Below are 12,687 nucleotides of genomic sequence, written 5' to 3'. Positions count from 1 at the left end.
CCGGCCGCCAGGAGCGCCCCCGCCCAGGCGGGGGCCACGCCGGCGCTGTCGGTGCCGCCGAAGAAGCACAGCACGCGCGGCACCGGCCCCGCCGGGGGGGGGGGCCCCCCCCCCCCCCCCCCCCCCCCCCCGCCCCGCGCCCCCCCCCCCCCCCCCCCCCCGCCCCCCCCCCCCCCCCCCCCCCCCCCCCCCCACGGTGAATGTATGCGTACCGGTGTGCGTGTCGCCTCTCGGCGAAAGGCACAACGCGGCTCCAGCCGAACGGTAGTCCGCGAAGGCAATAGGTGAGGCCCGGGGACACTGGGCACACCGGCCACGACAGGTGTAACCATCCAGCGGCGCTGGATGTTCCCTGCCTTACGAGGGGATGCGCTACTACTCAGGCAACGGTGCCCTGATCCTGCTGTTCGGCGTCTTCCGCGGCTACCGGGTGTCGGTGAGGCGCAAGACGCCGAGCATGTCGGAGTAGCGCGGATCGCTGCCCGAAGGGTAGAAGGACGCCTCGGCGCCCACCCAGCCGTGGAAGCCGCCGTCGTCGTCGAGGATCTGCAGCAGCGGCTTGACGTGGGAGTTGCCGGTGTAGCAGAACTCGCCGCGCTCCCTGGCCAGGCACGTACACCAGTGCCAGAGCGTGTCGCGCCGGTCGTCGCTGGAGACCTTGACCAGGTAGTACTGGATCGAGCTGTCATTGGTGGCCGTGCCGCCGCCGTAGTTGGGGCAGCCGCCGCTCGCCTGGCACGCGCTCGCCGACGACGGCTGGGCGTAGGTCAGGCACCAGGTCGTCGTCGCGCACGTGCGATAGGCCGTGTTGGTGAACACCTGCCCGGTCGAGGTGGTCACGTTCTCCTTCGTCCAGGACGCGAGATCCTGCTTGAGCGTCCCGGGGAAGGCTTGCACTGTGCTCATCGCCCGGCGCGTGGACAGCGCCGCGTTGCTGCCGTAGCCGTAGGCGTGGGTGGCGAAGGTGTTGTACTTGTTTTCCAGCCGGACGAGCGTGCCGTCGCTGTTGGGCCGCAGGTACCACTGTTCGGACCAGTCCTGGGCGAAGTTCCACGTGATGTTCAGGACATCGCCGGCGACGCCGAAGGTCCCGGTGCGCGACTCGGGCGGGGAGCTCATGAACCCGCCCGCCGTCAGCACCTCGCAGTGGCGGGCGCGGGTGTGGCCGACCGCGCCGCTGACGGTCGAGCAACTGTCGAGGTCGGGTGTGGTGCCGGTACCCTCGCGGGCGGCGGGCGCGGTCTGCCGCCACAGGTATGTGCGCGCCGTGACAGTGCCGTCGGTCGCGAACCGGTACGTGCCCAGACGCACCCAGTTGTCCCGGACGTCGGCGCGCAGCCGGCCCAGGGTGACGACGTAGTTGGCCTTGCCACCGGGGAGGTCAGTGGCGTAGGCAGGGGCCGGGAGCAGCGGTAACAGCAGCAGGACGACGGCAAGGAATCGCATTATGGGCTCCAGATTTCGGCCAAGTCCGAAATGATCTCTTGGGGCAGAGAATAGCCTCGTATCGACTTCCGGTCATGACCCTTATTTGCGCACTCTGCTCCCGCCGGTAATGTCATCGACGCCTGCGGTTGCCGACTGTGGGGGAGGCACGCTGAGGTGATGCCGATCATCATGCCTTTCGATCCCGTCGATGCATTCGAACCCGACCTTCGCCGTCTACACGGACATGGCCGTGGTCCAAGTCCGTGTACACCCCGCCTCGCGCAGGCAAGGGGTCGGCACCCGGCTGCTCCGGGAGGCGGTGCGCGACCTGCGCGCGGAACGGTTCAAGGAAGTCGAAAGCTTGGTGCCGCGCCGTCCGACCATCCGTACGGACGCCGAGGAAGCGGTGCCGCGCCTGGCCCGGAAACCCCTCGTGGGGTTATCCGCGCATCGGCGACGAGCCGGCGGCCGAGCTTGTCACACCTGTACGGCATGCTGTCCTTGATCATCAACTGCCGCTTGGACGATGGAAGGGCACCATGGCGCGACTGCTCCGCAGCATCGAGGACGAGTTATACGTGGAGTACGGAGAACTCGGTCTCGCGGACATCGATCTTCCCGCGATCAGCAGCCCAGACCCGGAGGATTACCACTACATCGCCGCCGTCCGCATGGAGGCATGGGACGCCGAGCCACCAGGCGTCGATGACTCATGGACGCAAGTCGATCAGCCGACATTCGTGGCTGACAGCGGAGTGATCCACCTGGTTTCCATGATGGACGGGCGAGGCCACGACTTCCTCATCGGCCCGCCGTACTTCCAGTACGGCCTGACCGCGCACGTGCGAACGGTCGACGAGCGGGGTGAGGACGCCCCCGACCTGCGATGGCTGTTGCGGTTCTGGCCCATCCGCGATGTTTTCGACCCTCTCATTCATATGCGGGCGATGGAGCGCTTCATCCGGATGCCCAAGGGGTACGTGCCGTTGCCACTCCCGCCCGAGATGCTGCCTCCGCCGCTGGAGCCCCGCCAAGCACTCGTCCCCGTTTCCACGGCGCAGGAGTGGGCCGCCATGCAGCCCGGGGAGTTCGGTGACCGGCTTCGGCGGTTGGAGGAACGGCTCGCCGAGACGGGCGTCACGGTCCACGACTGGCTTCGGGAGCAGGGCGCCGACATCTCCGACGACACGCCCATCACCGAGGACGTCTTCGACGGCCTCAAGGACCGGCCGGGACGCTTCCGCGATCCCTACGTCGATCGCTACTTCGACCGGACTGGGCAGATGTTCGGGCTGCCGCACGGCTTCGACGGCTGGGAACCGCACGTCCAGGAGGAGCGCCTGCGCGAGCTCGCCGACGACGAACGCATCGCCAAGGACCTGAACCCCCGACGCGCCCGCGAGTTCTCCATGCCCTACCACCAGCGGGGAGTCGAGAGCCTCCAACCCGGGAGCACCCGGCGCCTCTGGCGATGGGAAGACGAGATCATCGACGGCCTGCCGTTCGACGAGAGTCTCGTGGTCGGCCGGCAGGTTCATGCTCGCGACCCCTACACCCGGCAGATCTACGCGTCGGGCATCGTCACGATCCTCCGCCCCGAACGGTACAACGGCCGGGCGAACTGGTACGTCGTGCGAGACGCGGAGCCGCACGAGGCCGCACGCGTCCTGTGCTCTGAGGCGACGTGGCTCGATCCAGACGGTCAACAGTGATCAAGGCCCCATGGAAGAGGGAGCCGGCTCCTCGGGGAGTCGGCTCCGTTTCGGGCCGGACGAATGCCAGGACATACCCGACCGGTGCGGCAGGCATTCCCTTGCCGTCACCGGTCACCACCGCGATCCTGCCCTGCCGAGGCGCGATCCGCAGCGTTGACCGGTGACGGCGATCAACGCTTTCGTCTAAAGGTCGTTCCTGGTGAGCCAGGTCAGGCAGGCGTCGGCGACCTCACGCCAGCCGTGGTCGATGGTCAGGGAGTGGCCGCGGTCGGGGAACTCCTGAAAGTCGGTGATCGCGGTGGAGCCCCGGTACTGCTTGAGGGTCGCCTTGGTGACGGTCTCGGGGACAGTGTGGTCCTTGCCGCCGGCGATCAGGAGCAGCGGCCCCCGGGCGTTGTTGCCGGTGTCGACCTTGGCGGGCGAGTGGGGGGAGAAGTTGGCGGCGGCGGCCTCGAACAGCGGCTTGCCCGGCGCGGGGATGGTCCAGCGTTCGTACAGTTCGGCGGCCTCCTCGGCCGGGATGGCGTTGCCGAACGCGTAGGTGAACTGGTCGAGGGTGAGGGAGACGGCCCGGTGCTTGTTGGCCGGGTTCTTGAACACCGGCAGGGTCGAGCGCAGCGCCGACAGCGGCAGGGGCAGCACCCCCTTGATCTGTGCGGCGTCGATCGCGATCGCGGCTCTGGCCAGGTCCTGCCCGAGCAGCTTCTCGGCGATCATGCCGCCGAAGGAATGGCCGATCAGGATCGGCTTGACGTCCAGAGCGTTGATGATCTCCGTGTAGTGGGCGACGACGTACCAGGACGGCAGGGTCTTCCAGCTCGCGGCGGGAGAGCTCTCCTCGAACGCCACGGCCGCGATGGGGCGCTGCGCGGCGGCCGCCACCGAGGTGAGGCGCCGAGGCAGGTCGGCGGCGAACACCGCGGGAAACTGGTCGTCCTTGAGATACAGCTCCACGGCCTCCTCCCCGTCGCCCGTGCGGAAGACGGCCGGCCGCAGCGCCGGGCCCAGCAGGCTGTCAGGGAAGCGGCCCGTGACGTCCAGCACGCTCTCCCCGGCCTCCAGGGCGCCCAGCTCGACGCGTCCGTGAAGGCGCCGTGGGCGTACCGGCATCGCCCCGCCGCTCTTGCGGACGCCGTCCACGAAATCGCCGAGACGCCGCTGTTCGGACTCCCGCCCGAAAAGTGCTATTCCTGGATGATTTGCTGGCATATGAAGCCATGGTCGCGTGCGCTCGGGGTCCCGTCCAGCGAACGTGGCCTCCGGGTAGGACCGGACCGGTGAAGTCGTCGACGGAGCGCGGCAGCTCGCACAGCCCGGTCGGGCGGGCCCAGTGATCGCGCAGGCGGCCCTCGCGCCAGCTCGACGAGCCATCCCTGACCGGCACGCTCGACCGCCGGCGAAGAGCCGGCAGCCGTGGCCCCGTCGTCAGGTCCGCCAGAGCGCCCGGTACTCGCGTGGCGACATGCCCCTCAGCTCCCGGAAACGGCGGTTGAAGTTGGACAGATTGGAGAAGCCGCAGTCGGCGGAGATGCCGGAGACGGTGCGGTCGGTCTCCCTCAGCAACCGGCAGGCGGCGTTGACCCGCAGCATGGTGAGGTAGCCGGTGATCGTGGCACCGGTGGTGCGGCGGAAGAACCGGCTGGCCGAGGCCGGGGCCAGGTGGGCGGCGCGGGCGACGGCTTCGAGCGTGACCGGCCCGGCGTACTCCTCGTTGAGCAGCCGGACGATCGCGTCGATGCGGTCGCGAGTGGCCCCGTTGAGGGAGGGGACGTACCGGTCGCCGGCCAGCGGGCGCGTGTCGGCGCGACGCGACAGCCGGACGAGCGCGTCGATCAGCGCAAGGGTCCGCTCGGGTGGCGGCATCGCGTCGAGGTCGCCGAGGTCCACGGCGTACGGGGGAAAGCTCAGCCCCCGAGCCGAGCGTTCGAGCAGCGCGGCCACGTCGGCGAACTCGGGGCGGTCGAAGAAGTCCCGTCCCAGGAAGTCCCGGCGGAACTGGGCGACGATCGCCTCGTGCCTGCCGTGACCGGGCACCGACTGGTACGTGTGCGGCAGCTGGGGGCCGATCAGGGTCAGGTCGCCGGGACCGTACTCCTCGACGCAGTCGCCCACGAACCGGGTGCCGGTGCCTTGGGTGATCAGGGTCAGTTCGTATTCGCGGTGGAAGTGCCAGGCGAAGCGGAAGTGCGTGGCCTGGCGGACGTACAGCGTCCAAGAGAGCTGGGAGGTGGCCTCGATGTGCTCGTAGAACGCGCGCATGGTGCTCCGTCGTCATGAAAGTATCGGAATCGGTCATCCGTCGCGTGGCTCGAACACCAGGGTGCGGCAGGCTGGTCGCATGACGATCACACCCCACGATCTCGAGTCCCGGTACGACCTCGACGCCGCCGCGCTGCGGCATTTCGACGACAACGGCTTCGTGAAACTGCCCGGCGTGCTGGACGCCGGGACGATCGCGGCGTACGAACCCGAGATCACCGCGAAGGTCATCGACCTGAACACCCAGCACCTCCCCCTCGCCGAACGCGACACGTACGGCAAGGCGTTCCTCCAGGTCACCAACCTGTGGCGGCACAGCGACCTCGTCCGCGAGTTCGTCTTCTCCCGGCGCCTGGCCCGCATCGCGGCCGAGCTGCTCGGCGTGGACGGCGTCCGGCTCTATCACGACCAGGCGCTGTACAAGGAGCCGGGCGGCGGGCTCACCCCGTGGCACGCCGACCAGTACTACTGGCCGCTGGCCGGCGACCGGACCGTGACGGTCTGGATCCCCCTGCAGGAGACGCCGGCCGAGATGGGGCCGCTGGCCTTCGCCGCCGGCAGCCACCGCTTCGAGTACGGCCGTGACCTGCCCATCAGTGACGAGTCCGAGCGGGAGCTGCAGCGGGCGCTGGCCGAGCGGGACTTCCCGTCGGTCGAGACGCCGTACCGGCTCGGCGAGGTGAGCTACCACCTCGGGTGGACGTTCCACCACGCCGCGCCGAACCGCTCGGACCTCCCGCGCCGGGTCATGACCGTGATCTACATGGACGCCGACATCACGGTCTCCCGGCCGGTCAACGACAACCAGCGGCACGACCTGCGTGCGTGGCTGCCCGGAGCCGAGGTGGGAGCCGTCCCGGACACCCCGCTCAATCCCGTTCTGCACCGGAGAGGGTGACCGGCTCCCCGGGGATGGGACACGGAAACCTTTCTGTCACTGCTTGACGGCGCCGGCGAGTCCGTTCACGAAGAACCGCTGCAGCACCAGGAAGATCGCGATGATGGGGGCGAGCGTGATGACGGAGCCGGCGCACAGCAGCGTCCAGTCGGTGGAGTTCTCGCCGATGAAGGCGTACATCCCGACGCCCAGGGTGCGCAGCTCGGGACGGGCGAGGGTGAACACGAGCGGGATGAAGAAGCTGTTCCACGCCGAGATGGCGGTGAACAGGCCGACCGTGGCCAGCATCGGACCCGACAACGGGAGCATGATCCGCCAGAAGACCTGGTGGAAGCTGGCCCCGTCCACCCGGGCGGCGTCCTCCAGCGAGTGGTCGATGGCCCGGAAGTAGCCCATGAACAGGAAGGTGCCGAAGACGATCCCGCCCGCGGACTGCACGATGATGATCGACCAGAGGCTGTTGAGCAGGCCGAGCGCGTCCATGATGTCGAAGATCGGGATGATGGTGTAGCCGTGGGGCAGGAATACCGTCCCCGCGACCACGACCAGGACGAGCCCCTTGCCGGGGAACTCGGTGCGGGCCAGCGTGTAGCCGGCCATGGCGGTGACGAGCAGGGTGATGACCACCGTGGCGACGGTGATGGTGAGGGTGTTGAGGAAGTACTGGCCGAAGGACGCCCCCTGCCAGGCCTGCCCGTAGTTGGCCCACAGCGGCGTGCCGGGCAGCGGGTTCAGGCCGCGGCCGAAGAACTCGTCGGTGCTCTTCAGCGAGCTGCCCAGCGTCCACAGGAACGGGTACAGCCAGGCGATCCCGCCGAGGAGCAGGAACGCGTGCGTCAGCCACGGCGCGCGCCGGGTCATGCGCGACCTCCCCTGCGCTTGACCAGCACCCGCAGGAAGAGGGCCTGGGCCACGGCGAAGACGATGAGCAGCATCCCGTAGAAGAACGACGCCGCCGAGGCCAGGCCGACGTCCCGCTCGACGCCGGTGCCGCCGAACCCGCCGAACGCCAGGTGGTAGACGTAGGTGTTCACGACCTCGGTGGCGAAGTACGGCCCGCCGTTGGTGAGCACCTGCACGAGGTCGAAGACCTGGAACGAGCCGATGACCGACAGCAGGACGATGACGACCCCCACCGACCTGAGCATGGGGACGGTGATGTAGCGGAAGCTCGCGAGGGCGCCCGCGCCGTCGAGCCGCGCCGCCTCGTACAGCTCGTCGGGGATCGTCTGCAGACCGGCCAGGAAATAGACGAGGTTGTAGCCCAGCGTGTGCCAGATCCCGACCCCGATGATGATGATCATCGCGAAACTCGGGTCGCCGAGCCAGTCCACGTATTCGTCCGTGAGGCCGATCGACATCAGCACGTCGTTGACCACGTCGCCGAAATTGGAGAAGAGCAGCTGGACGACCACGCCGACGACCGCGGCCGACGTCACCACCGGAAGGAAGAAGAGCGTCCGGTACAGAGTCCTCCCGCGCAGCCGGCGGTTGTTCAGCACGAGGGCGAGCGCGAGCGCGAGAACGAGCTGGACGGGCACCACGAGCAGCACGTAGAAGAACGTGTTGCGCAGGGCTCCCCAGAAGATGGAGTCCGTCATCACCCGGGCGAAGTTGGCGAGCCCGACGAAGTCGCCGGGCTCGCCGATCCCGTCCCACCGGTAGAAGGTGTAGCCGAGCGACGCGATGATCGGGTAGATCACGAACGCCAGCAGCAGCACCAGCATCGGCAGGACGTACAGGTAGGACCAGCGCGCCGCGGCGATCCGCCGTCGCAGGCGGGACGCCCTGCCCGCGATCAGCGCGCGGGGCCGGCCGACCAGTTGGATGTCCGTCATCAGCTCATCCGCGCTTGGTGGTGTACGGCTTGGCGATGTCCCAGTCGGCGAACACGTAGTCGTCCATGCTGACCTTGAGCCCCTGCCCGCGGGCCTTCGACACGGCCTCGCTCAGGGCACTGTTGAGGCGGTCCTCGAGTTCCTTGAGCGCCTTGGGCGTGTCCTTGAGCTGGCCGGTGTAGATGCCGGCCGCGACGTCCGGGAGGTCCGGCTGGACCGGCGCCACCTCCACCTTGGCGATCTCCGGGTTGCGGATGGCGGGCACCGGGCCGACGAGGGCCGTGTTCGCCATGGCCACGTACTGCTTGAACGTCGGTGAGGTCACCCCCGCCGGGTCGTTGTTCTCGGGGTAGACCGACAGGCCGTAGCCGCCCTGCACCCAGCGCTTGCCGGCGGCGGGGCTGTAGAACCAGTCGAGCCAGGCCCACGCCTGGTCGGGGTTCCTGGCCTTGGCCGAGATGCCCATCAGGTAGCTGCCCGGGGCCCCGTAGAAGAAGCCCTGCGGGGTGCCGGTCGGCGACGGGAGCGTCATGAGGCTGTAGTCCTTGAAACCGGCCTCCTCCCAGGGCGCCTGGTTCCACACGCCGCCGACGATCATGCCGAACCGGCCCTTCGAGAAGAACGCCCTGGCCTGCTCGTCCGAGATGCTCATCGAGTTCGGGTAGATGAAGCCGCGGCTCTTCCAGTCGAGGAGGAGAGCGAGGAAGTCGGCGTAGTTGCGGTCGGTCCCGTACGTCCATTTCCCGGTGCGGTAGTCGACCGACTGGCTGCCCCCGGGCGACCCGGCGCCGCGGCAGAACAGCTCGATCAGCCACGGCAGGGCCCCCTTCTGCGCGTTGCCGAAGCCGAGCCCGAAGACCTTGCCGCCGCTCTTGCTCGTGATCGCCTCGGCGGCACGGGTGATGTCGTCCCACGTCTTCGGGATGAGCACCGACCCGTCGGGGTTGGTCAGGCCGGCCTCCTTGAAGACCCCGTTGTGGATGTAGAGCTGCAGCGCCGGCGCCAGGCCGCTGAAGGGCGCGGAGTAGACCTTGCCGCCGAAGATGTTGACGCCCTCGACGAAACTGTTGGCGGGGAACCTCGACCGCCACTCGGGGGTGGCCCACTTGTCCAGGGGCATCAGCCAGCCCTCGCCGACGTGCGTCTCCAGTTTCGGCTTGGTGGGCAGCAGGAGGACGTCGGGGGCGGTGCCGCTGCGGAAGGCCAGCGCCACGAGGTCGAGGTACTTGTCGGTGACCTGGGTGGTCTTCTTGATCGTGGTCTTGCCGTTGGCCTGCTGGAAGAGCTTGATCTCGTTGTCCACCCACGGCGCCTGGCTGACGTACCAGTCCCAGTACGCCAGCGTGGTGCCCTGCGCCGGGGCGGCGTTCTGCCGGGAGTCGCCGCAGCCGGCGAGGAACGCGGCGCCGCCGGTGGCGACGGCGGCCCCCAGGAGTTGCCGGCGGCTGAGCTGAATGGCTGACATGGACTTTCCTTTCGATGAGCCGACTCGATGTGCTGACGTCAGCCGACGACCACCGTGATGGCCTTGCCGGCGATGGTCGGCATCGAGACGGCGACCTCCTTGGTGACGCCGCCGGCCGTGACCTTGACGGTGTAGTCGCCGAGGAAGCCCCGCACCGTGGTCGATCCGGTCGCCCCGGTCGTGGCCGTCGCCCTGGTCCACCACTTGCCGTAGATGAGGTCGCGCCAGGCCACGGCGTTCGGCTTGGGCGTGTAGTCGGTCCGGAACAGGGCCCGCTTGGGATCCCAGGTGTCGCCCTCCCAGAACCCGAACGTGCTGACCCCGGTGACCTGCGGCATGCTGAACATCACGGTGAGGAAGTCACGCGTGTAGTCGGCCTGGAGCTGCTCGTCGGTGGTGCCCACGTCGAACTCGGTGATCGCGACGGGCAGGCCGATCCCGCCGAACTTGTTGATCAGCGTGATCAGGTCCTGCGGCGAGGTGAGCTGCTCACCGGTGAAGTGCCCCTGGATGCCGATCCCGCCGATGGGTGCCCCGCCGTCCTTCAGCGAGCGGGCCAGGGCGGCGAACTGGTCCTGGTGGCGGACCTCCCAGCCGTTGTCCTCGATGATGTCGTAGTCGTTGAGGTAGAGCCTGGGGCCCGCGTCGGCCTGCCGGGTCAGCCGGAACCAGCGGTCGATCTCGCCGTCGCCGAGCACGTTCTGCACGTCATGGTTGGCGTACGGCTCGTTGACCACGTCCCACTCGTCGATCTTGCCGGCGAGCGTGCTCGCCTCGTCGGTGATGTGGGTGTCGATCCTGTTCCGCAGCGCGGCCGGGTCGTTGCGCAGGCCGCAGACATCGGCAGGCATGTTGCCGCACGAGGGCCAGATCAGGGTGTGCCCGCGGACGAACAGGCCGTTGTCGCGTCCCCACTGGAGCGCGGGCAGCGTGTACGTGTTCCGCTCGGTCACGTTCTCCCAGTGGTTCCACTTGAGGTTGTTGCCGAGCGTGAACTGGTTGAAGTTGGCCAGCAGCGTGTCGCGGTACTTCTGCCCCGCGGTGTTCTGGGTCATCAGGCGTATGCCGTCCGCGGCCGAGCCGAACTTGAAGGCGTGCCTGGTCATCTCCGCCTGAACGGTGGCGCCTGGGACGAGGTGGCCCTGGGAGTCGACGACCTTGACGTAGATGTTGCCCTTGCGGTCGCGTTCGATCCGGTCGGCGGCGGCGGCCCGCCAGGACGCGGCCGCGTCACGACCGGCGTAGGTGGCCTGCGGCCACCCGGCCGGGGTCCCCGGTCCGTACCGCAGCACCGACACTCCCGCGATCTGCAGCACCTGCGGCCCGTACCCGAGCCAGAAGTTGACGCGGACCTGCCCGGCCGCGTAGTCGGCGGCCATCCGGAACGGCAGCTGGAAGCGCTGCCACCCGGCCCCGAACTTCATCGCCGCCTGGGTGGACTTGCTGTAGCTCCCGCCGTTCTGCTCGAACACGAAGTGGGCCAGGCCGGATCCGGACGGGGTCGGCGTGACCGACCGCGCCCAGAAGGTGGCCAGCATCGCCTCGCCCTTGACCGTGGGCTGCGCGGACGGGACGCCCACGCCGAAGGAGTACTCGCCGTCCAGGCCGGACGAGCTCGGCTGCCCGGTCACCGTGACCTGCAGCGCCTGGTCGAAGTCCGGCTGCCCTTGAACGGTGACTATCTTCGTCTGGGGTGCGGGATTACCCGTGAACTGGGTGAACGATTCGAGGACGTCGGCCGGCATGACCTCGGTCGGTGCGGCGGCGGTCGCGGGCGCCGCCGGTCCCATCAGCGCCGCGAGCAGCGCTCCGGGGATCACGTACGCCAGCGCCTTGGTGAAGCGACCCATGAGGGGGCCTTTCTTTCGACGGGCAGGGGGGATCATGACCGGTGCCGCCAGGGCGCCGGTCTTCGCTTCGTCGATGTGAAAGTTGAGGTGAAAGTCGAGATGAGAGTCGAGGTGAGATGCGTGTCAGACGGGAGCGGGGCCCGTGCTGTCCCGGACGACGAGAGTGGTCGGCAGCTGGATGCGGGTAGGCGGTGGCGGGTCTTCCCCGGACCCAGGGGAGACGATGGCGAGCAGCATCCGGGCCGCCTGCTGGCCCATCGCCTCGAACGGCTGGCCGACCGTGGTGAGGGCGGGCTTGACGTGCGCCGACGACGGTATGTCGTCGAATCCGACCACTGACAGGTCCTCGGGCACCCGCAGACCACGGTCGGTGGCGGCCTCCATGGCGGCGTAGGCGGTGACGTCGTTGTGCGCGAACACCGCCGTCGGCCGGTCGGCGCGATCCAGCAGCTCGCGCACCAGCTCGCGGGCCCGCGGCGGCTCGAACGCGCTCTGCGCGGTGAGCGAGGCGTCGATCGGGACTCCGGCCTCGGTCAGCGCGTCCTCGTAGCCGCGCTGCCGGTCCTGGCAGCACGGGTACGTCATCGGCCCGGCCAGCGACGCGATCCGCCGGTGACCGAGGTCCAGCAGGTGGCGGACCGCGCCGCGGGCGCCCTCGTAGTTGTCGGCCTCGACCGACGGCAGGTCGAAGTGGGAGCCGAGGGTGTTGATGAGGACCACGGGCACGCCCTGCCCGTGCAGGTCGAGCAGGGGCTTCATGGGCTGGTCCTGGTTGATCACCAGGACCCCGGCCGACAACCCCGAGGCGAGCATTCGGTCGATGACCGGCCCGTAGTCGCGGTCGTTGGTGCTCGTGTAGAGGATGATCTCGTACGGCGTGCGCTCGATGACGGAGGCGACCCCGAAGTTCAGCGGGGCCACCATCCGCCACGTCAGCCCGGGCACGATCATGCCGATGAACGGCGGCCGCCCCTTCGCCAGCGCGCTCGCGGTGGCGCTGGGCACGTAGTTGTGGCGGGTGATGACCGCCAGCACGCGCCGCCGGGTGGCCGGGTCGACCCGCGGGCTGTTGTTGATCACCAGCGACACCGTGGATTTCGATACGCCGGCCAGCCGTGCTATATCGCGGATCGTGATTTTCTCCATGCCCGTTCCCCAGCTGCGTCCGGCCTTTTGTCAAACCGGTCCAACACCATTTCCTGGGACGGTAGCGCTGGACCGGTTCGATAGCAAT

The 12,687-nt window shown here is 68.8% G+C and carries 11 protein-coding genes; 3 read left to right on the top strand and 8 right to left on the bottom strand.

Annotation, left to right across the window (positions count from 1 at the left end):
• Nucleotides 1–423: 423 nt before the first annotated feature.
• Nucleotides 424–1,446 carry a hypothetical protein gene (locus ACIHFD_RS63885; RefSeq protein ID WP_397375285.1) on the bottom strand — a complete coding sequence of 341 codons (1,023 nt, stop codon included), beginning with the start codon at nucleotides 1,444–1,446 and terminating at the stop codon, nucleotides 424–426.
• Nucleotides 1,447–1,636: 190 nt separating this feature from the next.
• Here ACIHFD_RS63885 and ACIHFD_RS63880 point away from each other — a divergent pair, with 190 nt between their 5' ends.
• Together ACIHFD_RS63880 and ACIHFD_RS63875 are read left to right on the top strand one after the other, a co-directional pair.
• Nucleotides 1,637–1,933, top strand: coding sequence for a GNAT family N-acetyltransferase (locus ACIHFD_RS63880; protein WP_397375284.1), 297 nt, complete (start codon nucleotides 1,637–1,639; stop codon nucleotides 1,931–1,933).
• A gap of 34 nt (nucleotides 1,934–1,967) precedes the next feature.
• Nucleotides 1,968–3,140: a hypothetical protein gene (locus ACIHFD_RS63875; RefSeq protein ID WP_397375283.1), complete on the top strand. Its 1,173-nt coding sequence runs from the start codon at nucleotides 1,968–1,970 to the stop codon at nucleotides 3,138–3,140.
• A 186-nt stretch (nucleotides 3,141–3,326) separates the two neighbouring features.
• Here ACIHFD_RS63875 and ACIHFD_RS63870 read toward each other — a convergent pair whose 3' ends face one another.
• Nucleotides 3,327–4,352, bottom strand: a complete 1,026-nt coding sequence (locus ACIHFD_RS63870) for an alpha/beta fold hydrolase (RefSeq protein ID WP_397375282.1) — start codon at nucleotides 4,350–4,352, stop codon at nucleotides 3,327–3,329.
• A gap of 216 nt (nucleotides 4,353–4,568) precedes the next feature.
• Nucleotides 4,569–5,402 carry an AraC family transcriptional regulator gene (locus tag ACIHFD_RS63865; protein WP_397375281.1) on the bottom strand — a complete coding sequence of 278 codons (834 nt, stop codon included), beginning with the start codon at nucleotides 5,400–5,402 and terminating at the stop codon, nucleotides 4,569–4,571.
• 79 nt (nucleotides 5,403–5,481) lie between these two features.
• Between ACIHFD_RS63865 and ACIHFD_RS63860 the strand changes: the two genes are divergently transcribed.
• A complete protein-coding gene (locus tag ACIHFD_RS63860; RefSeq protein ID WP_397375280.1) occupies nucleotides 5,482–6,300 on the top strand; it encodes a phytanoyl-CoA dioxygenase family protein in 819 nt (272 codons plus the stop codon).
• Nucleotides 6,301–6,336: 36 nt separating this feature from the next.
• Here ACIHFD_RS63860 and ACIHFD_RS63855 read toward each other — a convergent pair whose 3' ends face one another.
• The 5 genes from ACIHFD_RS63855 to ACIHFD_RS63835 form a co-directional block, all read right to left on the bottom strand.
• Entirely contained in the window at nucleotides 6,337–7,161 is an 825-nt protein-coding gene (locus tag ACIHFD_RS63855) for a carbohydrate ABC transporter permease (RefSeq protein ID WP_397375279.1), read from the bottom strand.
• A complete protein-coding gene (locus ACIHFD_RS63850) occupies nucleotides 7,158–8,138 on the bottom strand; it encodes a sugar ABC transporter permease (protein WP_350734863.1) in 981 nt (326 codons plus the stop codon). The genes ACIHFD_RS63855 and ACIHFD_RS63850 overlap by 4 nt, the downstream gene beginning before the upstream one ends.
• 4 nt (nucleotides 8,139–8,142) lie before the next feature.
• Nucleotides 8,143–9,603, bottom strand: a complete 1,461-nt coding sequence (locus ACIHFD_RS63845; RefSeq protein WP_397375278.1) for an extracellular solute-binding protein — start codon at nucleotides 9,601–9,603, stop codon at nucleotides 8,143–8,145.
• A gap of 38 nt (nucleotides 9,604–9,641) precedes the next feature.
• Nucleotides 9,642–11,453 (bottom strand): endo-1,4-beta-xylanase, encoded by a 1,812-nt coding sequence (locus ACIHFD_RS63840; protein WP_397375277.1) that lies wholly within the window; start codon nucleotides 11,451–11,453, stop codon nucleotides 9,642–9,644.
• A gap of 123 nt (nucleotides 11,454–11,576) precedes the next feature.
• A complete protein-coding gene (locus ACIHFD_RS63835; protein WP_397375276.1) occupies nucleotides 11,577–12,599 on the bottom strand; it encodes a LacI family DNA-binding transcriptional regulator in 1,023 nt (340 codons plus the stop codon).
• Nucleotides 12,600–12,687 lie beyond the last annotated feature (88 nt).

Source organism: Nonomuraea sp. NPDC051941 (assembly GCF_044593615.1).
This window is presented reverse-complemented; position numbering and strand designations above follow the sequence as displayed.

Coding starts and splice junctions, on each gene's coding strand:
- ACIHFD_RS63845 (WP_397375278.1), bottom strand. CDS start 9,603: ATGTCAGCCATTCAGCTCAGCCGCCGGCAACTCCTGGGGGCCGCCGTC.
- ACIHFD_RS63885 (WP_397375285.1), bottom strand. CDS start 1,446: ATGCGATTCCTTGCCGTCGTCCTGCTGCTGTTACCGCTGCTCCCGGCC.
- ACIHFD_RS63860 (WP_397375280.1), top strand. CDS start 5,482: ATGACGATCACACCCCACGATCTCGAGTCCCGGTACGACCTCGACGCC.
- ACIHFD_RS63870 (WP_397375282.1), bottom strand. CDS start 4,352: ATGCCAGCAAATCATCCAGGAATAGCACTTTTCGGGCGGGAGTCCGAA.
- ACIHFD_RS63850 (WP_350734863.1), bottom strand. CDS start 8,138: ATGACGGACATCCAACTGGTCGGCCGGCCCCGCGCGCTGATCGCGGGC.
- ACIHFD_RS63865 (WP_397375281.1), bottom strand. CDS start 5,402: ATGCGCGCGTTCTACGAGCACATCGAGGCCACCTCCCAGCTCTCTTGG.
- ACIHFD_RS63855 (WP_397375279.1), bottom strand. CDS start 7,161: ATGACCCGGCGCGCGCCGTGGCTGACGCACGCGTTCCTGCTCCTCGGC.
- ACIHFD_RS63880 (WP_397375284.1), top strand. CDS start 1,637: ATGCATTCGAACCCGACCTTCGCCGTCTACACGGACATGGCCGTGGTC.
- ACIHFD_RS63840 (WP_397375277.1), bottom strand. CDS start 11,453: ATGGGTCGCTTCACCAAGGCGCTGGCGTACGTGATCCCCGGAGCGCTG.
- ACIHFD_RS63835 (WP_397375276.1), bottom strand. CDS start 12,599: ATGGAGAAAATCACGATCCGCGATATAGCACGGCTGGCCGGCGTATCG.
- ACIHFD_RS63875 (WP_397375283.1), top strand. CDS start 1,968: ATGGCGCGACTGCTCCGCAGCATCGAGGACGAGTTATACGTGGAGTAC.